This window comes from Rahnella sp. P4_A8 (assembly GCF_056402435.1).
The window spans coordinates 32,174-53,290 of sequence record NZ_JBFUHK010000010.1; the positions used below are offsets into that span (position 1 = coordinate 32,174).

The following is a 21,117-nucleotide window of genomic DNA, read 5'->3' on the forward strand; positions in this document are numbered from 1 at the left end:
GTTACTCTACCTCCAGATAATGCCTGAGTGTCATCCGCAGGTCAGGCGTTAATTCTTTGATGTTATTCAGCATCCAGCGCAGGTACATCGGGTCGTCTTCGGCGATTTCAGCAATTTTTCTGCCGCGATATTTCCCAAACATCATGGTGCTCACCAGCGCAGGGCGGCCGGTAATGGTCACCATTTCTTCCGGTGTCCAGCCGGATTCATCCATGATGCGGATAAGTAACGCGGCGGTGATGTAGCAGTCAAACAGCGCGCGGTGATGATGCAGATCCGCAGGCGTTGCCACGTCCAGCTTGAGGGATTTGTAGAGCGCCATGTTGCTGTATTTGATCCCCGGCCATAAACGGCGGGAAAGTTTCACGGTGCAAATCCAGTCACCCGGCATATCGGGTAGCATGCGCTGGTCAAAGCTGGCGTTATGGGCCACATAATATTGGCTGCCGTGATAACGTGGAATGATCTCTTCAATCCACGGTTTGTCGGCCACCATGGCCTCGGTAATTTTGTGGATGGCCATTGCCTGATGGCTTATCGGCCGGTCGGGGCGCACCAGATCACTCATCGGGTTGACGATTTTCCCGTCTTCAATGTCGACCGAAGCCACTTCAACCACGCCGCCTTGTAATCCACAAGTTTCCGTATCAATAACGCGCAACATATTCCACTCCGACTGGTCAGCAAACACCTTCTAAAAACGTTAGCCTAACGGATTGACTTCCTCGTGCCCACTTTTCTCATCACAAAGTAAAGGCCGCAATATCCCCCTACATCCCATCCGTCTATTTCCTGTACAGATCACACTTCCCCTCACTTTCGTGAAAATGCTCACATTCCGTCGTGCAGATGCCCAAATCTACCGGCAAATTTTCGGCTTTTAGCCGTGGAAATGCGTCACCAAACTGGCTAAGTTCAATAATGAAACGCTATTTTATTATTGTTGGATTGCGGTTTTAAAGAAGTGTGAGTGTGCTCACACTGCTGAATGGACGCGCAATGATGAAGCGCTCTGAAGGGCGTTAACTCTCTCAGTAATGGCAGGTATCGCTGTGAAAATAAGTTCTGTTGAAGTCTCTGTTTTTACTTATCCGACCCGTCGCGTTTCTGACAGCGCGGGTCATTCTCATCCGGGTGAAGAAAGTCAGGCGAAAATGGCCATGTTAACGATCACCACTGACGAAGGTGATTGCGGATATTCGTTCGCACCGCCGGAAGTGGTGCGTCCGCATGTGGTGAACGCATTTTTCAGGAAAGTGCTGATAGGTCAGAATCCGTTCGACCGCGAACGCCTCTGGCAGGATCTGGTTCACTGGCAACGTGGCAGTGCGCATCAGCTGACCGAGCGGGCACTGTCGTTTGTCGAGCAGGCATTGTGGGATCTTATTGGCCGCAAACTCAATATGCCGGTGCACAAACTGCTGGGCGGTTTTCGCGAAAAAGTCCCGGCTTACGGCAGCACCATGTGTGGCGACGAACTGAAGGGCGGGCTGTCGACGCCGGACGAATTCGGGCAGTTTGCCGAAAAACTGGTGGCCCGCGGTTATCAGGCTATCAAGCTGCACACCTGGATGCCGCCGGTGGCGTTCGCGCCGGATCCGAAAATGGACATCAAAGCCTGTGCCGCCGTGCGTGAAGCGGTCGGGCCGGATATCGAACTGATGCTCGACGGCTATCACTGGTACAGCCGCAGTCAGGCGCTGACCATCGGTAAGGCGCTGGAAAAACTCAACTTCGCCTGGTTCGAGGAACCGATGGAAGAAGAGAGCATGGCTTCTTATGCCTGGCTGGCGGAAAACCTGTCTATCGACGTGATCGGGCCGGAAAGTCTGGGTGGCAAGCACCACAGCCGTGCGGACTGGGTGAAGGCCGGTGCCTGCGACATTTTACGCGCCGGTGCCAACGGCGTCGGCGGCATCTCGCCGTGCATGAAAGTCGCCAGTCTGGCGGAAGCTTTTGGGATGGACTGCGAAGTGCACGGCAACGGCGCGGCGAGTCTGGCGGTGGTCGGCGCCATCCGCAACTGTCGCTGGTACGAACGCGGCCTGCTGCATCCGTTCCTGGAATACGACGAACCTGCTGCATACCTGAACAGCATTGTTGACCCGATGGATGAACACGGCTTTGTTCATCTTTCTGACCGCCCCGGCCTCGGAGAGGACATTAATTTTGATTACATAGAAACCCATACCGTCAGCCGCGACTGACCTGCGGGCAGAAAAATAATAAACCTCTGACTCTACCCGGAAGGTACATCATGAACTCTGGCAAACCGTGGGGCGCATGGCTTTTCGCGCTCCTGCTGATGACGGCTGGCTGGACGGCGCAGGCAAAAACGCCGCCCGACCAGCTGATCATCGGCATGAACATGAATAACCTGTTAACACTCGATCCGGCAGCGATGACCGGCAATGATATTGTCGGCATCGTGGTCAATCTCTATGACCCGCTGATTGAGCTTGATCCGCAACAACTCACCAACGTGCGCCCCGCACTGGCGACCTCGTGGGAGGTCAACGACGCCCGCAACCTCATCACGTTTCATCTGCGCGAAGGCGTGAAATTCCACTCCGGCAATCCGGTGACTGCTGACGATGTGGTGTGGTCGATGCGCCGCATTCTGCATCTCAATCTGGCACAGGCCTCGGTGTGGAAATCCTACGGATTCAGCAAAAAGAATGTCGATGAGATGGTGCGTTCGCCGTCTCCCGGTATCGTCGAAATTCAGTTACCCAAACCCAATGATCCGAAACTGGTGATCTACTCGCTGGCGGCGCTCGGCAGCGTGGTGGCGCTGGACAGCAAAACCGTGCAGGCCCATGAAGTGAATGGCGACTGGGGTAACCGCTGGCTGACCACCAACGAAGCCGGTTCCGGGCCATTTCGTCTCGATAGCTGGCAGGCGAAAGATGTGCTGAACATGAGTCGCAATCCGCAGTACTGGCGCGGTGAACCGAAACTGTCGCGCGTGGTATTCCGTCATTTTCAGGAATCCCAGACGCTGCGCCTGATGATTGAAAAAGGCGATCTGGATATTGCCAATAACATGGCGGTGTCCGATGTGAAAGCGCTGAGCCACGACCCGGCCATGCAGGTCGATCAGGTGAAAAAAGGCACCATTTATTACGTGGCGATGAGCATGAAAGAGCCGCATTTCGCTAACCCGAAAGTACGCGAAGCGGTGCGCTATCTGATTGATTACCAGGGTATCGGCAAGGCGCTGATGGACGGTTATGGCATCGTGCATCAGCGTCCTATCCAGGTCGGTATGCCTGCCACGTTGCCGGATCCGGGTTATAAGCTGGATATCCCGCGTGCCAGAACTTTGCTGGCGGAAGCCGGTTATCCCAACGGTTTTGATACTACGCTGCGGGTACTGGCCGATCAGCCTTTCCTCAATATCGCGATTGCGGTGCAGTCCACGCTGATGCAGGCGGGGATCCGCGCCAAAATCGTTACCGGTACCGGCAACCAGATTTACGGCGCGATGCGTGAACGCAAGTTCGACATGCTGGTCGGGCGCGGCGGCAGCGGCGTGGAACCCCATCCGCATTCCAGCCTGCGTGCGCTGGTCTACAACCCGGATAACAACGATGCGGCACGGCTGACCAATTTTCAGGGCTGGCGCACCGGTTTCTATGACAAACAGCTGAATGCGGATATCGATCAGGCGCTGCTGGAACGTGACCCGGAGAAACAAAAGCAGGATTACTTCGCCATTCAGCAACGCTACGACGCGCTGATCCCGGCGCTGGTGCCGCTCTCGCAAATGGTTGATTCCATTGTGGTGCGCAGGGACGTCAAAAACTACCTGCCGCATCCTTCTGCCACCACGTTCCTGCGTGACGTCTGGAAAGACGAACCTGCTGACGTGCAGCCAACCGGAGGTAAAGGGTTATGACCATGCAAATTCCGGCTCCTGCTTCAAAGCAAACGGCGCGGATGTCATTCCCTGCCGGGCGCATCGGCAAACGTCTGGTGCAGGTAGCGGTCACGCTGTTCGGACTGCTGCTGCTGACGTTTTTTATCGGCCGCGTGATGCCGGTGGATCCGGTGCTGGCGATTGTCGGACCGGACGCCGACCACAGCACCTATGAGCAGGTTTACCATCAGCTCGGCTTTGATAAACCGCTGTGGACGCAGTTCGGTATTTACCTTTCCGGGCTGGCGCATGGCGATTTGGGCAATGCGCTGCTGACCGGTAAACCGGTGACGCAGGACATTCTGCGCGTGTTCCCGGCCACCATGGAACTGGCGACGCTGGCGATCATTCTCGGTGCGGGCGTCGGCATTCCGCTCGGTGTGCTGGCGGCGGCAAAACGCAACAGCATCGCGGATTATGTGGTGCGCATCATCAGCCTGGCGGGTTATTCCACCCCGATATTCTGGGTCGGCATGATGGGCTTGCTGGTGTTTTACGCCTGGCTGGGCTGGGTCGGCGGTGCCGGGCGGCTGGATTTCAGCCTCGACGGACAGGTTACCCGCCACAGCGGTTTTATGCTGATCGACGCACTGATCGCAGGCAACGGGGAAGTGTTTCGCAACGCGCTTAATCATCTGATTTTACCCGCGGCACTGCTCGGTTTTCACTCGCTGGCCTACATCAGCCGCATGACCCGCAGTTTTATGCTGGCGCAGCTTTCGCAGGAATTTATCATCACCGCCCGCGTGAAAGGGCTGAGCGAATGGCATGTGCTGTGGAATCACGCGTTCCGCAACATTCTGGTTCAGTTGCTGACCGTGGTGGCGCTGGCATACGGCTCGCTGCTGGAAGGCGCGGTGCTGATCGAAACGGTGTTTTCCTGGCCGGGCTTCGGTTCGTATCTCACCAGCAGCCTGATGCTGGGCGATATGAATGCGGTGATGGGCTGCGTGCTGGTGGTGGGTATGATTTTCGTGGTGCTGAATTTGCTCTCTGACCTGCTGTATCAGGTCTTTGATCCGAGGACAAAAGTATGACGATTTCCCTTGATTCCGTCACGCTCAGCGCGGGCGACGAAAAACGTCAGCGCGTGAAAAGGGCGTTTGGCCGGGCGGGCCATTTTCTGTGGCAGATGGCGTGTAATCCGCTGACCGCCATCGGTGGCGCGATTGTTCTGGTGCTGATGATTGTGGCGGTTTTTGCGCCGTGGATCGCACCGTTTCATCCGCTGGTGCAGGATTTAAACAATGCGCTCAGCCCGCCGTCGGCGGCGCACTGGTTCGGCACTGACGAGTTTGGCCGCGATATCTTCAGCCGTCTGGTGTATGGCTCGCGTATCACGCTGTATATCGTGTTGCTGGTGTCGGTTACCGTCGGGCCGCTCGGTTTGCTGCTTGGCGTTACCGCCGGTTATTTCGGCGGGAAAACCGACATGGTGCTGATGCGCGTCACTGACATCTTCATCTCGTTCCCGAGTCTGGTGCTGGCGCTGGCATTTGTCGCGGCACTCGGGCCGGGGCTGGAACATGTGGTGATCGCCATTACGCTCACCGCCTGGCCACCGATTGCGCGTCTGGCGCGGGCCGAAACGCTCTCGCTGCGACAGGCTGACTTTATCTCAGCGGTACGTTTGCAGGGCGCGAGTCCGCTGCGGGTGTTGTGGCGTCACATTGTGCCGCTGTGCCTGCCGTCGGTGATCATCCGTATCACCATGAATATGGCGGGGATTATCCTGACCGCAGCCGGTCTGGGTTTCCTCGGGCTTGGCGCCCAGCCGCCGGATCCGGAGTGGGGCGCAATGATATCAAGCGGCCGTACGTACATGATGGAGTGCTGGTGGGTGGCGACTATTCCCGGTCTGGCGATCCTGATTAACAGCCTGGCGTTCAACTTTTTAGGAGATGGCCTTCGTGACATTCTCGATCCCCGAAATGACTGACGCTCCGGCGTTACTCGATGTGCAGGATTTGCACGTCAGCTTTGTGAATGGCCGTCAGGTCACGCAGGCAGTACGCGGCGTGTCTTTCCAGCTCGGGCGCGAAAAACTGGCGATAGTCGGTGAATCCGGATCGGGTAAATCCACCGTGGGGCGTGCGCTGCTGCATCTGCATCCGTCGAAAGCGCGTATCACCGCCAGCAAAATGCAGTTCGCCGATGTGGATTTGCTGCACGCCAGCCCGGCGCAGATGCGACAGGTGCGCGGTAAGCGGATTTCAATGATTATGCAGGACCCGAAATATTCGCTGAATCCGGTGCTGTGCGTCGGCGATCAGATTGCTGAGGCGTGGCGTTCGCACCACAAATGTTCCTATAACGATGCCAAAAGCAAAGTGCTGAACATGCTCGACGTGGTGCGTATCCGCGAACCTGAACGTGTATACGGCCTGTATCCGCACGAGATTTCCGGCGGACAGGGGCAGCGCATCATGATCGCGATGATGCTGATCACTGACCCGGAAATGGTGATTGCCGATGAGCCGACCTCGGCGCTTGATGTGTCCGTGCGTTTGCAGGTGCTGGCGCTGCTCGACGACCTGGTGAAAACCCGCGGTCTGGGGCTGATATTTATCAGTCACGACATCAATCTGGTGCGCAGTTTCTGCGACCGCGTGCTGGTGATGTACGCCGGGCGCATTGTCGAATCCATTGCCGCAGCCGATCTGGATAACGCGCAGCATCCGTACACCCGTGGTCTGCTGAACGCGCTGCCGGACATGGATAACCGCCGTTATCCGCTGCCGGTGATGCAACGTCAGGCCAGCTGGCTGACCGATTAAGGAGCACGTATGCCACAGAAAACGATGATAGACGTGCGCAACCTGAACCTGAGTTTCGGTGAGGGCGCGAAGACCACGCAGGTGCTGACCGAGGTCAATATTGCCGTGCGTGAAGGCGAGATTTTCGGGCTGGTGGGCGAATCCGGTTCCGGTAAAACCACGGTGCTGAAATGTCTGGCGGGATTGTTTACTCACTGGCAGGGTGAGCTGGAAATCGATGGTCAGCAGCTCGAGCACCGCATTGGCCGCGAGCGTTGCAGACTGGTACAGATGGTGTTTCAGGATCCGTATGGTTCACTTCATCCGCGCCATACTATCGGCGATATTCTGGAAGAACCGTTGCAAATCCATCGTATCGACCAGCGGGAGCAGCGGATTAACACCATTCTGGAGAAAGTGGGTCTGAACCGCGCATTCCGCAGCCGCTATCCGCATCAGCTTTCCGGCGGTCAGCGCCAGCGCGTGGCGATTGCGCGGGCGCTGATCCTTAAACCGCGTGTTCTGCTGCTCGATGAACCCACGTCTGCGCTGGATGTTTCCGTGCAGGCGGAAATACTTAATTTGCTGTTCGATCTTCAAAAAGAGGAAGGGTTGACGTATCTGATGGTGACACACGATCTGGGGGTTATCGCCCATCTTTGCCAGCGTGTTGCAGTAATGAAATACGGCAAAATCCTCGAAACGCTGGACACTGATGCCTTGCTGCGCGGCGATATCCGGGATGATTACACCCGCGTGCTGGTCGATGCCAGCCGTGACTACAGCCGGGAAATGGCGGCAAAAGTGATGCTATAGGAAGGATAAAAGGCCACTGTAGCGGCAGTGATGCAGCGGCCTTTTACCTCTTATCCCTGATCCTGCCCAGTTTCATCGTCACCTGCTCCGGCATTTTATCCAGATTATCTTGCCGCAACCCCATCACCACGTTGTAACCCGCGAACAGAGTGCGATCGCCCAGACGCGGCAGCGGTGCGCATCTTTCCCCGTGCGTGTAAACGCTATCTCATAGCGCAGAATATCGCTGATAGCCTCGCTGCCGCTGAACCTGAGCACTGAAATATCGACGCCGGGCTGCTGAGATTCAAGTCTTTTAAGACGTAGCTGATAATGGTTGTGGACCGGTAATTTACTGCCTGCAAGAATATATTCCTGAATGCTCATTTTTTAATTCCCTTTGACACAACGCAGCATGTGGCTGGTTAATCGACACCCTGTTTACTGGTTATGAAATGAATCCATTGTGTTTCGTTAACATAATGCCAGATAAGTGCCGGCGCAGCGGCTCAGAATTGAACGGTAGTGTATGAGTGGATTGAGGGATGTAGTTCAGGGTTGACAGAATGGCGGAAGCTGTTTAATTTCGTTGATACTATCAACTAACAGAGTTAAAAATGACGGCCATTCATTCGATTCGCACCGAGCTGCGTTACCTTGTCAGGGAGCTCGGGTTGCTGGATAAAAACTGTTTTCGCTCGGGTTTATCTCTTACGCAGGCGCATCTGCTGACCTATCTTTCAAAGAACGGCGTGACGTCTTTTGCTGAGTTATGCCTGCAACTGAGCATGGATAAGGCCTCGCTAAGCCGCACGCTGAACGTGCTGGCCGGAAAAAATTATGTTGAACCGGTCACCGGAGAGAGAGACAAGCGGCAAAAAAGTTTTCAGCTGACGACGGCAGGTGCGCAGTGTTTAGCCGCGGCTGATGCTTCGGCGGATAATGAATTTTCATTTGTTCAAAATGCAATGGAATTACAGCAAGCGCAGGAAATAATTAATGGGTTACGTGCGTTGAGAATAAATACTTTCCGGCGGAATGCCGCACGTCATCCGCAAAGAATACAAATTGAAATTATGCGCAGTAATTACCTTCCCGAAGTGAAAAAACTCTTAATGGAGACTTTTTCGCAGGAACAGAATATTCCGCAGGCGCTTATTCTGTTACCCGCAGAGCTTAAAACTAAATGCTGGATAGTTCGCTCGGGAGAATATGTTCTGGGCACTGTCGCCTGCTGGCAGGAAAATAACGAATGGCACTGGGGAAGGTTTGCCGTTAATCCTTGTTATCGCGGGATGGGCATCGGCAGGCAACTGGCGCGGGTTTCCCTGACGGAGATGCTTGAAGAAACAGATAACGTGATAATGGAGGCGCGGGATTCCACGGTCAGGATCATCAGCGAGCTGGGTGGAAAAATCACCGGGCCCACCCGTGATTTCTACGGCATGCCCATCACCCCGATGCATCTGAAAAAAGAAGATTTTGAGCACGTAACAGAACAGCGAAAAAATACACGCCTGACCGGAGATTGTCATGAGGCGAAATTGAGTCCGGCCGGTCATCAGGGCGGCAGTACCGTCAGATTGGCGCGAAAATAATGATTCAGGTAACAGTTCAGCCAGCCCTGACGGTTTTTTTCCAGCGCAAACTGCTCATCGTCACCGCCATCACGGACAGCAGCGCCAGCGCACCGGCAGGCGCGAGCACACTCCACGGGGCGCGTTCAATATACGGCATCCCTTCCGCCAGCACGCGTCCCCATTCCGGTGCGGGCGGGGATGCGCCAAGCCCGAGAAAACCTAATGACGCCAGCGCCAGCGCGATGCCCGGTAAACGCAGCAGGGCGTGGCGCAACAGCGGACCCGCCAGCGCAGGAAACACATAAAATACATTACGGCGCAACGCGCCCACGCCAATGACCGCAAGCATCTGCATGTATGGCCTTGCGCGGATTTCGGCCACCAGCGCGGCGGTATGTGCTGCCAGCGGCGCCCAGCTTACGGCGGTGACGGCAATCGCCGCGCCGGTGGCGGTTGGGCCATTGATGGCAGCGATCACCAGCCCGGCAATGACCGGCGGCAGTGCGTTAGTGACTTCAATCGGGCCGGTCATAGCACGGGGAAAAGCACCGGTAATCACGCCTGCGAGCAGGCAAATCAGTGAAACACTCAGTGCCTGCAAACAGGTGCTGAATGTGCCACGCGCCACGCGGGCGAGAAGGTCACGACCCATCGCGTCAGCGCCAAACGGCAAAGCGAAAGAGGGGGATTGCAGGCGCAAATACTCTGATGTCAGCGGGTCGCGCGGCAAACCGGCGAGAACCATAACGACCAGAACGCTCAGACAAAGCCACGGCAGCCATGCCCGCTGTTTCTCGGGCGTGGCATCGGGTTGCGGAACCGGCACCGCACCCAATGACAACGCACGGCCCAGTAATATCCGCCGCATGCCGCCCGTCAGCATGCCGATGGCGGAGGCCAGCAGCAGCAGGATCAGCACGCCGGTTTGTAACGCCGGTAAATCTCCCGCTGCCGCCGCGCCCAGCGTAGCGCGCCCCAGGCCGGGGATGGCGAAGACTTTTTCCACCGCGATTGCACCGCCGGTCAGCGACACCAGCACCAGTCCGGTTAACGGCATTACCCCGGGCAATGCGCGCCGGATGATGGCCAGTGCGGTATGGCGGCGCGAAATGCCCAGCACGCTCCAGGTGGTCAGCCAGCTTTCATTAAAGACACCGCTGAGGGCATCGGAATACAGCCGCCCGAGATATCCGCCTGCCGGAATGCCCAGCGCCAGCGCAGGCAGCACAGCGTAATACCAGCCGGACCAGCCATAAGGCGGGAAAAATTTCAGCCAGACAGCGCCGGTAATCAGCAGCACCGACGCCAGTAAAAACTCGGGCAGCGCCGTCAGCAGTGCGGCCAGAAAACCGGCCGGGCGTGCCGTGCCGCCCTGCAAGCCACGAATCATCGTGCCCGCGCATAACAGCAGTGCAATCAGAAACGCCACGCCAGCGGAAGCCGCCATCAGCGTCAGTGAAACGCCGGTGGCCCGCAACATGCCGGGTAAAACCGGCATGCCGGATACCCAGGAAATTCCCGCGTCCCCCCGCAACAAACCGGCCAGCCAGTGGGTCAGTGCATGCCACGGCCCCTGATCTAACCCCAGAGTAAGGCGGATCGCATTGAGCGTTTCTGCCGTGGCTTCCTGCTCACCGGATTTTGCGCGCAGCAAGGTCAGTGCCGGATCACTGCCCGACAGCCACGGCAACAGGCCGATCAATACCACGATGGCGGCCAGCGTCAGCAAGCGCGAAATCAGCGGTATCCACGCACCGCCGGTCTGGCTCATGCGAACACGGCTGACGGCCATGCAGGTGCGGCAATACAGAGATTCACTCATCAGTCGGCCTGAACCGCACGTTGTGTTGCGGCATTGATTAATGTGCGTTCACGCGGGTCGCGCACTGCATCACGAATATCCGCTGCTTCGCCCTGAATCACCCGTTCATGCAACATTGGAATGGCGGCATCCGTGGCGAGGATCAGGTTTTCAGCCTGCATGATCGCCTGGCGGCGTTCAGCGCCAGCCGGAATAACGGCAGCCTTTTGCAGCGCCTGATCGATGTCAGGGCGGCAAAGCTGCGCAATGTTAAACGACCCTTTGCAGGCAAAATCGCTGTACATATAGGCCACCGGGTCGCCGGAATCCAGCACCGTCGCACGGGATAAAATAAAGGCATCGAACTTGCCTGCCAGCGCGTCAGATTCGATTTGTGAGTATTCGCGCACTACCTGTGTCACGGTAAAACCGGCGGCCTTCAGTTGTTGCGCAAGATACACCGCCACCTCCGGCAGTTCAGCGCGGTCACTGAATGTCGCTAACGTGATGGTTTCACCGGCCGGTTTACGGGCAGCTACCGGATGGCTCACCGGCTGGCGCAGTTGTGCTGCCCAGGGGAGTGCCGGGCCGAGCAGACCCTGCGCCACATCTGCGCGTTTTTCGTAGACATTATCCACCAGTTGCTGACGGTTAATCGCCTCGCGAACGGCGGCACGCAGCGCCGGATCCTGCATGACGCCGAGGCGCGTATTGAGATACAGCGTGTTGGTGCGCGGCATCGGCACCTCGTGGATTAAGTTCTGATCGAGCAGCGGGGCCTGAGACACGGGAATGGCTTCGACAATATCCGCTGTGCCGCTGCGTAATGCCGCGCCGCGTGCGGTGCCGTCCGGCACGAAACTGACATCAATGCCGCTGGCTTTGGCCTTTTCACCCCAGTAACCTGCGAAACGTTCAAGCCGGGCGCTGCTGGTGCCATTCACCTGCACCAGTTCAAACGGGCCGGAACCGGTATGGCGTGGATCCGCCACGCCGCTGGCGCTGTAGGCTTTTTGTGAAAGAATCGCCAGTTGCGGGCTGGACAGACGCTGCGGCAGCAACGGATCCGGCAGTGCGGTGGTCACAATCACCGCCAGTGCGCCGTCAGCCACGGCGGTCAGTTGCACGCCATCCAGAATGCGCGGTTTCGGCGCGGCATGGGCGGCGACGGTCAGTGCATTCACCACTGTGGCGGCATCAAGCGGGCTGCCGTCGTGGAATTTCACACCGGCACGCAGCGCGAAACGCCAGCTGTGATTACCGATTGGCTGCCAGCGGATGGCCAGCGCCGGTTGCGCTTCGCCGAGCTTATCGAGCGTCACCAGCGTCTCTGCTGTACTCCAGCGTGAGAGTTTAAATGCATCGTCGCTGAGCGGCGTCAGGCCGGAACGCGGCGGCTGTAACATCGCCAGCCGCAGGCGTGGATCCGCGCTTTTTTCCGGGGTTTTATCGGCTTCACTGAAGCAACCGGTCAGTAAAAGGGCAGCAGAAAGCAGCCCGGCCAGCGGGCTTACACGTAACAGAGACATCAGAAGTTCCTTGTCAGATTGCAGGAGGGGGCAACTGGCGGCAGATTCGCCACATCGCCAGCGCGCTTAAAAAGGGAACGGCGGCCAGCGCCAGCCACGGAATCACTGCGCCCGGAGAGGGTGTCAGGGCGTTATCGAGCAGGCCGCCGAGCAGGAAATTGCCCGCGAGCACCGCAGCGCCGCCCATCGACGACAGCGCACCATAATGCGCACCGAGATTATGTTGCCCGGCAAAGCGCGGAATGAGATCCATCCCGACCGGCACAATCAGCATCTGGCCGACAGTCAGCAGGGTAATCAGTAATACGGAAGGCAGCAGCCGCAGCCAGCCTTCCGGCGGTATTGTCCAGGCGAAAAGCGCCACGGCGATAAACGCGGAAGACAGCAATCCGAAGCCCGCAGGTAAAATCCGCGCCGCGCCTATCCGGCGGGAAAAACGCGCCAGCGGCATTTGCAGAACGATCACCAGAACCGAGGCCAGCACGAACAGCGGCCCGAGATCCTGCTCGCTGCCGCCCGAACGGCGCAGCTCCACCGGCAGCGCCAGATACAACTGGTTGTAGCTGAACAGATAAGCGCTGTAGGCAATAATAAAGGCCACAAAACGCGGCTGACGGAAGGTCTGCCACCACGGCACAATTTTCAGTTCAGCGGTGCGTTCCGGCGTGGCGGGCAGCGTGAAAAACAACACCACCAGCGCAATCAGAAACAGACCGGAACCGGCCAGCGCCACCGGCTGAAAACCGTAACCGGACAGCAGCGATCCGAGCAATGGCCCCAGCACCGCACCCAGTTCCGCGCAGACCGCCGAGAGCGCGAACCATTCTGCCCGGCTGCGTTTTCCGGCTTTCTCGCTGTGCGTTCCTGCCTGTGCCAGCAGCGCTTCGATCGAAGGGGAAAACAGTGCGCCGCCGATGCCGGTCAGACAGGCGCCGAGAATCACCGGTGCCAGTGTGTCGGAAAGCCCGAGCAGCAGAAAACCGGTGATACGCACCACGCAGCCCAGCAGAATGATGACCCGTGCGCCGTAGCGGTCAGACAGTGCCCCGCCGAGCAAAAACATGCCCTGTTGCGAGAATGTCCGCAAACCCAGCACCAGCCCGATCGCCCAGCCGGAAAGCAATAAGTCGTCGCGCAGAAAAATCGCCAGGAACGGCACGACGGCATAAAAGCCAATGTTAAATACCAGATTGCTGGCGAGCAGCAGCGGTGGTTTTGGCGCAGAAGCGCGGGCAATGGAACGGGTCAGCATCCGGTTATCCGTTAACGGTCAAAGGTAAATGAGGAATGGCCTGCAGCAGTTGCCGGGTATGCGTATGGTCCGGGGCGCGCAAAATATCCTGTGTGGCGCGGTCTTCCACAATTTTGCCGCCGTGCATTACCAGCAACCGGTCGCATAGCCCGGCCACCATCGAGATATCGTGCGTGACCATCAGCAGACCCATGCCATTTTGCTGCGTCACCTGTTGCAGCAGTTGTTTGATCTGCCCGCGCAGGGGAAGATCCAGCCCGCTCACCGGCTCGTCGGCCACCAGAAATTGCGGGCGGATCGCCAGCGCACGGGCAATCGCCAGCCGCTGCGCCTGCCCGCCGGAGAGTCCGGCTGCCGTCCGCCCTATCAACGTTTCGTTCAGGCAGACCTGCGCCATCACGTCAGTCACGCGCAGACGGATATTGCCGCTAAACCCGAGGCGTTTCAGCGGTTCGGCAATAATCTGATAAACGGTCTGAGCCGGTGGCAGCGAACCGGCCGGATCCTGCGGAATGTACTGCACGCGCTGCCGGTATGCGCGCAGAGACCGTGCAGAGCCGGGGCGAATTTTAACACCGGCGCAATATACTTCACCGCTGTCGGGAGATTCAAGCGCCAGCAAGATTTTCAGCAGGGAGGATTTTCCGCAGCCGGACGCGCCGACCAGCCCGAGCGTTTCGTGGTGGCCGATACGCAGCGACAGATGCTCAAAAAGCGCAGCGTGCTGCCTGCGCCAGCCGGAACGCGGCAGGGCGAAATGGCGGCTGACGTTATGCAGATGCAGAAACGGTTCGGTGAACAGATGCAGTGAAGATTCCATCAGACGGCAACCCCGCGCAGCGACGCGGCATTCTGATGCAGCGCGGCGGCCTGTCTTGCAGCGTGAACCAGTTTTCTGGAATAAGGATGTTGCGGATGACGGAGTAACTGCGCCATACCGGCAGATTCCACCAGCACGCCGTTTTCCATTACCAGTGCGCGCTCGCATAGCTGCGCGGCGACGGCAATATCATGGGTGATAAACAGCAGCGCCCGGGGTGATTGCGGGCGGGTGCAGGCGTTATGCATGACCTGTAAAACCTGTTGCTGGGTCAGCACGTCGAGCGCGGTGGTCGGTTCATCCGCCACCAGCAGCGAAGAAGAGGATTGCATCGCCAGCGCCAGGCACAAACGCTGGCGCTGACCGCCGGAAAGCTCCGCCGGATAACGGGTGGAAAATTGTGCAATATCGCCCAGCCCGACGGCATCCAGCATCGTGCAGATTTCGTCTTCGCGGGCGGCGGGCAGGGCGAGACGTAGCTGTTTTCCGAGCGTCATCAGCGGGTTCAGTGCGGTGGAAGAATCCTGAAAAACCGTGGCGACGCGGCTGGCAGCACAACGTGAAACCGGATGTATGCCGCGCACTTCGACGCTATTCACCCGAATGCTGCCGCCGTGTATCGCGCCCGCAGGCAATGTGCCGGTGATGGCTTTGGCAGTCAGTGATTTACCGGAGCCGGAAGCACCAAGCAGACAAACCCGTTCGCCCGCACTGACGCTGAAACTCAGTCCGCTGACGCGTTCTTCACCTGCGAGCCGCACTGTCAGCCCTTCCACCGCGAGAACCGGTTCAGTATTTTGCGTCCTGTTGTATGTCATTCCCTAAACCTGTTCATCGCTGCGACTGTTTTGATATGTGATAACATAACAAAATGTGTCAATTTAATGCAAAAGGTTTTGTGATTTTCTCTGTGCTATTTGCCGGTGCAACTGTGTGCAGCACCCTTTCAGGCAGCGAAATGATGAGCTCGCCGCTGTCGTAGCCGGGACATGATGAAGCAAAGCTGGGAGGAACAATCAGATGACGCGAGATGAATTAACATCTCTCATCATCCTCATGTGACGACATTGAATATCTATTTGATCTGCGAGAAGTGCGGGGAACGCCAGTGCAATTTAGGGGTTAAAAAGCATTGTGGCTGTGCGATGGGGTGTTCATTCATCAGATCATTTATCATGCTGAAGCAGTGCATGGCCAGCTCCCCGCAGTCCTGAGCGACGGTATCAATTTTCACGGACAGCGAGTCGTAAAGATAGTGATCGTCAAAACTGCAAAGATGGATATCACTCTCAAGCAATTGATGCTGACTCATATAGCGCAGAACCCCTTCCATCAAACCGCAGGAGGCCACGAAAAGCGCTTTGGGTGGACGCCCAAGCCGGGCACACAGCTGCGCAAACATTTCGTAGCCGGAGCTCGGGTGGTAGTTGCCGTACACAATCCAGTCGGGGTCGAGACTGACACCTGCCCGCTGCAGGCCAAGCTGATAGCCTGCGAGGCGATCGCGGGTCGGAGAAATTCGCGGCTGGCCGCCGATAAAATAAAACTCGTCCCGCTGAATTTTCGCTATCCGCGAAACCAGTTCTGCTGAAGATTCGATGGCTTCACAGACAACAATAGGGAGCTGCGTGTCCTGCATATGACGGTCAAACAAAACGACGGGGACTTGCTGGCTGATTTTTACGTATTCCGCATCGCTGAGCATGCTGGACGCCACAATCAGGCCATCGACCTGACGCTGGATGAGATTATTGACCACCATGGTTTCCTGGCTGGTATTTTCATCCGTACAGGCAATCAGCAGCTGCATGCCGTTCTCACGACACAGTGTTTCAAGTTCGTTAGAACAGGCAGCAAAACCGTAGTTGGTCATTTCCGGCACCACCAGCCCCAGGGTGAAACTGCGGCTGACATTCAGCGAACGGGCGTGAATGCTCGGCTGATAATGATGTTCAGCCGCCACGGCGAGCACCCGATCCCGGGTAGGATCGGAGATACGAAACTTCTTGCTGTGCCCGTTGAGTACCTGGCTGGCAGTCGATTTCGATACGCCAGCCAGTTCGGCTATGCCACTGATAGTGATGCGTTTGGTCTTTTTCACTGCGCCATATTCTGTTGTCCGGAAAGACATTTATTCTATCACGCATTCCGCCAACGACCAGTGGCGCAGCGTAATCTGATGAGAACCCTGCAAGTTCAATTGTGCTGGTAAAACAGGGAAATAGCGTGCGGACATCACCGCTTCTCCGTCATTAATGAAAATTTCAAGGCTCGATGCATCGCTTAACACCGTCAGCTTACGTAACTGCCCCTGCCAGACACGATGTTCAGGCACACCCGTACGTCGGTTTTTACGGCTTAAACGCAGCCATTCTCCGTCGAAGCTGAGGGTCATATCACCACCAAAATCGGCGATGAAGGGGTGCTCAGTGACAATCTCTGTCTCGGCGTGGGTGATGTCCAGAGGCAGGCAATAGTCCGCAATCCCTTGCCATGTCTGCTCGTCACGACGAAGTTGTTGCAGTTCACGGGCCGGTTTCTGGATGATTTTTCCCGCGACCAGTGTCAGTTCGCGCGGGCAGGTCAGGGTATGCAGCCAGCCGTTTTGTATCGTTGGCTGGAAAAATTCATCACCGTCCGGGATCCCCATCCACCCAATCAGCAGGCGTCGCCCGTCATCCGTCTGCGTGGTTTGCGGTGCATAAAATTCGAACCCCAGATCCAGCTCAGCGAAATCGCCGTGCGTAAACGTGGCATTGGCGTAATCCAGTTGTCCGACAAAATAACCCGACTGGAAGGTATTCAGATAACGGTCAGATTCCGCCGCTAAACCTTGCGGGCAGCAAATCAGAATGTCGTTTTCGGCCAGCCGGAATAAGTCCGGGCACTCCCACATGTAACCGAACTCACCCAGCCCGTGTAAACCTGAACCGGCAATTTCGCCGAGCAGATCCCACGCGGATAAATCGTCAGATCGCAGCAATAACACTTTGCCCTGAAGGCTGAGATCCTGAGCGCCCAGCACCATGTACCAGTGTTTGTCATGCCACCAGACTTTCGGATCACGCACATGTCCGGTATAGCCTTGCGGCAGGTTGAATACCGGCCCGGTTTTATCAAACTCACCCTCAGCATTTTCGCGCGCCAGACACTGAAACGCCGTGCGGCTGCCATCGGGATATTTCACGTTGCCGGTGTAAATCAGCGTCAGTTGGCCGTTGTCTGTTACGGCTGAGCCGGAATAACAGCCGTGGGTTTCGTATTCTTCTGACGGCGCCAGCGCCAGTGGTTCATGCTGCCAGTGAAGTAAATCTGCTGAACTCCAGTGCCCCCAGAACTTGGCACCGTGCGCGCAGGCCAGCGGGTTCCATTGATAGAACAAATGGAATCGACCGTTATGCTGGATAAAGCCATTAGGGTCATTGAGCAGCCCGACCGGCGGCGCGAGATGCCAGCCGGGACGGTACGGATCTGCCGCCGCTCTGACCTGACCGGCCACCACACTGCGCAGCGCTTTTTTCAGCAAACTGACTTCTGTCATTTTTCACTCTCCGTGTTGTATTTCAGCAGCAATGACAACAGGAATGCGCTGCCGAAGGCAATCACCAGACCAATCAGGTAGCTGAGAATCGAACTGGACTGCACGATGGCCAGCCCCGGAATACCGGTCAGGCCAACCGCCGTCATATTGACGTGCATCGCAACCACCCAGGCGCCGCCAAGCGCACCGCCGACCAGAGCGGCGAGAAACGGTTTCATGAAGCGCAGGTTGATACCAAAAATTGCCGCTTCCGTTATGCCCAACATCGCGGAGAATGCTGAAGGCACGGCAATGGCTTTAATTTTCGCATCACGCGTTTTGAAATAGACCGCAAGACAGGCTCCCCCCTGTGCAACATTCGCCATCGACCAGATAGGCAGCAGGAAATTCACCCCGATATTCGGGTTCCCCAGCAAACCGGCCTCAATCGCATGGAAGCTGTGGTGAATACCGGTGATCACGATAACCGAATACAATCCGCCAAACACCAGACCTGCCACCCAACCGGCATGGGTAATTAACGTGCTGAGAATAAAGGAGATACCGTCCCCGAGCGCACGACCCGCAGGGCCGATGATCAGGAAAGCGATAAAACCGGAAATGATGACCGTCAGGAAAGGCGTCAGGATCAGATCCAGTGCATCAGGGATCACTTTGCGCAGGCGTTTTTCGATGAAGCTCATAAACCAGACCGCCAGCAAAACCGGGAATACCGTGCCCTGATAACCGATCATCGCAATTTCAATACCAAAGAAATTCATGGTATGGAAACCACTGGCAACGCCCCAGGCGTTAGTCAGTGCCGGGTGAGTCAGAATGCCGCCCAGTGTTGCACCCAGGAACGGATTACCGCCAAATTCGCGCGCGGCAGTGAAACCAATCAGGATCGGCAGAATGATAAATGCCGCCGAGCTGAACATATCGAGCATGATAAAAATCGCGCTCTCAGGGTTGGCCCAGCCGTAGGTTTTCACCATGCCGAGCAGCCCCATCAGCAGGCCGGATGCGACAATCGCCGGAATAATCGGCACAAAGATATTCGACAGCACGCGCGCGAGTCGCTGGAAGGGATTGAGTTTTCGCGCCGCAATATCGGCGGCTTCGGATTTGCTCGATTCGCTGATACCGGCCACTTTAATAAACTCGGCGTACACCTTGTTCACCAGTCCCGTACCAAAAATGATCTGAATCTGTCCGGCGTTGCTGAAACAGCCTTTTACGCCTTCCACTTTTTCGATAGCACTTTTGTTGATCAGACTGTCGTCTGCCAGCACCAGGCGCAGACGTGTGGCACAGTGTGCCGCGCTGGCAATATTGTCCTTCCCACCCAACAGCGGAAGCAGCTCAGTCGCGATTGCATTGATGTTCATAGAATCCCTTAATTTGTCATTACCGTTAACACCCGGTCAGACCGGGTGCTTTTTTTTTAAATCAAACCCTGCCGTTTAGAACCAGGTTTCCATCTGGATGCCGAAATTCCACTGTCCGCCCGCTGTAAAGCCATCAGTACCAAATGAATCACTGGAGGAATAACTGTCGAGTTCTTTGCTCCAGTCCATGTAAGTGGCAAAGAAGCGGATTTCAGGGCGGCTCAGCATGTTGCTGATATCGCCCACTTTGAAGGTTGGTGCGAAGGTCAGTTTGTAGAAACCGCCTTTCACTTTGTTGTAATCGCTGTAACCCTGCGGATTGAGATCCATATACTGATAGCTGCCTTCATACGCCAGCTCGAAGTTCTCGGTAATTTGCTGAATCAGCCGGGTGTTGAAGGTCAGCCATTTATAGTCATCGCCGGAGACATAACGGTCTTTGCTCTGCTGAGCCAGAACAGCCGGAGCAATACTCCAGTTTTTGCTGATCGGTGTGATGCCGTAGGTTGCCAGACGCAGTGTACTGGCATCGTCAGTCAGATGTCCGTCAGAGCCCAGTGCTTTCACCTCCGCCCCCAGTCCGTGACCGTAAAGCAGCGCGGTTTTGGATGACCCTTCACGCAGACCATAGAAACTGTCGCCGTGGTACGCCAGCATGGTATGGAAGCCGGTATCCGCCGCATTAGTGATCCCATTTGTGCCGCTATTTTCGCGATCCTGATTGTTTTTGGCACGCAACCCGCTCAGCATCCACTGGAAAGGCCCGGCATAGTTGTTGGCTGTGACAATGTAATTTTCGATGCGGGTATCATCGTTGTTATCGTCTTCAAGATCGTCAAAGTTTCTTCCGTAAAGCGAGAAGTTACTTTTCAGGTTATCTCCCCATTTGACGTCATAGATCCCGCCGCCGGTCCCCGCCAGGAAGATGATGTCGGAATCGAGCCAGTGAATGTCGAAATTATCGCGGTCAAAGCGTTTACCCGCCCACAGCGTGGAATCTTTCCACGGACCGGTGAACGTCGGCAGCGAGCCGAGTTCAACAAAGGCCTGACGGATATTTAAATCGCTGGTCGCGCCGGTCCAGTCGTTGTAGCTGCGCTGACCGTCAGCCAGCATAACTTTGTAGCGGGAAGTCGCGCCGCTGGCCATTGTCTGGTTATGCTCCAGATTCAGCTCAACGTAGGTGTTGTTTTCATTGCCAAGACGCCCGACTGCTCCGCCGGTTTGTCCGGCAGGCGTCACGTACGGGCCGCTTTCCGTGGAGGTCGCCGAGTCATTCATGATCACGCCGGAACGGGCATATCCCGTGAATTTAAACCCGCTGTTATCACTGCTGTTTTTATTGTTATCAGCGGCTAACGTTTCAGTGCGTTTAGCCACATCGGCGGTTTGCTGCTGGGTGATTTCAGCCGTCTTCGCCACCTGACGGGTTTGCTGTTCGTTGCTGGCGGTGCGTGTTTCGAGTTGCTTAACCTGCTGTTCTGCCTGCGTAGCACGGGCTTCGGCCTTAGCGGCGCGGCTTTCGGCGAGTTGTAGTCGTTTTTCCATCGCCGCAAAGCGCGCTTCAATCGCACTGGCGGAGATATCGGCACCCTGGGCCGCAGAAGAAAGAATAAGTCCAATAGCAACAGCAAGATAGCGAGGTTTCATCATCATTTTTATCCCTTCAGAGGAAGTTTAATTATTATGGGAAAACCATTTTGCTAAATTGCTAAACTGGTTTTCCTGAGCACAATAAACACCCGTTATGT

The 21,117-nt window shown here is 56.5% G+C and carries 18 protein-coding genes and 1 pseudogene; 7 read left to right on the forward strand and 12 right to left on the reverse strand.

The features are described 5' to 3' along the window. Nucleotide 1: 1 nt before the first annotated feature. Nucleotides 2–664, reverse strand: coding sequence for an exodeoxyribonuclease X (gene exoX / locus AC1DUO_RS07885; protein WP_013578051.1), 663 nt, complete (start codon nucleotides 662–664; stop codon nucleotides 2–4). Between the two features lie 388 nt (nucleotides 665–1,052). Here exoX and AC1DUO_RS07890 point away from each other — a divergent pair, with 388 nt between their 5' ends. From AC1DUO_RS07890 to AC1DUO_RS07915, 6 genes are read left to right on the forward strand one after another with little or no spacing between them, the layout of a single operon-like run. Next, nucleotides 1,053–2,207, forward strand: coding sequence for a mandelate racemase family protein (locus AC1DUO_RS07890; RefSeq protein WP_037033211.1), 1,155 nt, complete (start codon nucleotides 1,053–1,055; stop codon nucleotides 2,205–2,207). 50 nt (nucleotides 2,208–2,257) lie between these two features. Then, nucleotides 2,258–3,901 (forward strand): ABC transporter substrate-binding protein, encoded by a 1,644-nt coding sequence (locus AC1DUO_RS07895; protein ID WP_404814849.1) that lies wholly within the window; start codon nucleotides 2,258–2,260, stop codon nucleotides 3,899–3,901. Between the two features lie 41 nt (nucleotides 3,902–3,942). Further along, nucleotides 3,943–4,959 (forward strand): ABC transporter permease, encoded by a 1,017-nt coding sequence (locus AC1DUO_RS07900; protein ID WP_119262445.1) that lies wholly within the window; start codon nucleotides 3,943–3,945, stop codon nucleotides 4,957–4,959. Next, nucleotides 4,956–5,861 (forward strand): ABC transporter permease, encoded by a 906-nt coding sequence (locus AC1DUO_RS07905; RefSeq protein ID WP_013578055.1) that lies wholly within the window; start codon nucleotides 4,956–4,958, stop codon nucleotides 5,859–5,861. Before AC1DUO_RS07900 ends, AC1DUO_RS07905 begins: the two co-directional genes overlap by 4 nt. Further along, nucleotides 5,833–6,699 (forward strand): ABC transporter ATP-binding protein, encoded by an 867-nt coding sequence (locus AC1DUO_RS07910; RefSeq protein WP_119262444.1) that lies wholly within the window; start codon nucleotides 5,833–5,835, stop codon nucleotides 6,697–6,699. The genes AC1DUO_RS07905 and AC1DUO_RS07910 overlap by 29 nt, the downstream gene beginning before the upstream one ends. A 24-nt stretch (nucleotides 6,700–6,723) precedes the next feature. Further along, a complete protein-coding gene (locus AC1DUO_RS07915) occupies nucleotides 6,724–7,494 on the forward strand; it encodes an ABC transporter ATP-binding protein (protein ID WP_112151588.1) in 771 nt (256 codons plus the stop codon). 43 nt (nucleotides 7,495–7,537) lie between these two features. Here the strand turns inward: AC1DUO_RS07915 and AC1DUO_RS07920 are convergent. Beyond that, nucleotides 7,538–7,672 (reverse strand): annotated as a pseudogene (locus tag AC1DUO_RS07920) (type VI secretion system baseplate subunit TssG); the annotation flags it as partial. Continuing rightward, nucleotides 7,618–7,860 (reverse strand): hypothetical protein, encoded by a 243-nt coding sequence (locus tag AC1DUO_RS07925; RefSeq protein WP_119262352.1) that lies wholly within the window; start codon nucleotides 7,858–7,860, stop codon nucleotides 7,618–7,620. The pseudogene AC1DUO_RS07920 and the gene AC1DUO_RS07925, both read right to left, overlap by 55 nt. A 230-nt stretch (nucleotides 7,861–8,090) precedes the next feature. Here AC1DUO_RS07925 and AC1DUO_RS07930 point away from each other — a divergent pair, with 230 nt between their 5' ends. Then, entirely contained in the window at nucleotides 8,091–9,071 is a 981-nt protein-coding gene (locus tag AC1DUO_RS07930) for a GNAT family N-acetyltransferase (protein WP_013578069.1), read from the forward strand. A gap of 16 nt (nucleotides 9,072–9,087) precedes the next feature. Here the strand turns inward: AC1DUO_RS07930 and AC1DUO_RS07935 are convergent, their stop codons facing one another. The 9 genes from AC1DUO_RS07935 to AC1DUO_RS07975 all read right to left on the reverse strand — a co-directional run bounded on the left by AC1DUO_RS07935 (nucleotide 9,088) and on the right by AC1DUO_RS07975 (nucleotide 21,022). Further along, complete coding sequence (locus AC1DUO_RS07935) at nucleotides 9,088–10,875, reverse strand: ABC transporter permease subunit (protein ID WP_112151458.1); 1,788 nt, start codon at nucleotides 10,873–10,875, stop codon at nucleotides 9,088–9,090. After that, complete coding sequence (locus tag AC1DUO_RS07940; protein WP_119262350.1) at nucleotides 10,875–12,383, reverse strand: ABC transporter substrate-binding protein; 1,509 nt, start codon at nucleotides 12,381–12,383, stop codon at nucleotides 10,875–10,877. The genes AC1DUO_RS07935 and AC1DUO_RS07940 overlap by 1 nt, the downstream gene beginning before the upstream one ends. A gap of 13 nt (nucleotides 12,384–12,396) precedes the next feature. Further along, a complete protein-coding gene (locus AC1DUO_RS07945; protein WP_119262349.1) occupies nucleotides 12,397–13,635 on the reverse strand; it encodes an MDR family MFS transporter in 1,239 nt (412 codons plus the stop codon). A gap of 4 nt (nucleotides 13,636–13,639) precedes the next feature. Beyond that, nucleotides 13,640–14,455 carry an ABC transporter ATP-binding protein gene (locus AC1DUO_RS07950; protein ID WP_119262348.1) on the reverse strand — a complete coding sequence of 272 codons (816 nt, stop codon included), beginning with the start codon at nucleotides 14,453–14,455 and terminating at the stop codon, nucleotides 13,640–13,642. Then, nucleotides 14,455–15,273 (reverse strand): ATP-binding cassette domain-containing protein, encoded by an 819-nt coding sequence (locus tag AC1DUO_RS07955; RefSeq protein WP_119262347.1) that lies wholly within the window; start codon nucleotides 15,271–15,273, stop codon nucleotides 14,455–14,457. The genes AC1DUO_RS07950 and AC1DUO_RS07955 overlap by 1 nt, the downstream gene beginning before the upstream one ends. Nucleotides 15,274–15,530: 257 nt before the next feature. After that, entirely contained in the window at nucleotides 15,531–16,586 is a 1,056-nt protein-coding gene (locus AC1DUO_RS07960; RefSeq protein ID WP_119262346.1) for a LacI family DNA-binding transcriptional regulator, read from the reverse strand. Then, nucleotides 16,587–17,996 carry a sucrose-6-phosphate hydrolase gene (locus AC1DUO_RS07965; protein ID WP_119262345.1) on the reverse strand — a complete coding sequence of 470 codons (1,410 nt, stop codon included), beginning with the start codon at nucleotides 17,994–17,996 and terminating at the stop codon, nucleotides 16,587–16,589. Then, the gene (locus AC1DUO_RS07970) at nucleotides 17,993–19,366 is read right to left on the reverse strand and encodes a sucrose-specific PTS transporter subunit IIBC (protein ID WP_013578077.1); all 1,374 of its coding nucleotides are present in this window, start codon (nucleotides 19,364–19,366) and stop codon (nucleotides 17,993–17,995) included. Before AC1DUO_RS07970 ends, AC1DUO_RS07965 begins: the two co-directional genes overlap by 4 nt. Before the next feature lie 75 nt (nucleotides 19,367–19,441). After that, nucleotides 19,442–21,022, reverse strand: coding sequence for a carbohydrate porin (locus AC1DUO_RS07975; protein WP_119262343.1), 1,581 nt, complete (start codon nucleotides 21,020–21,022; stop codon nucleotides 19,442–19,444). Nucleotides 21,023–21,117: the final 95 nt, after the last annotated feature.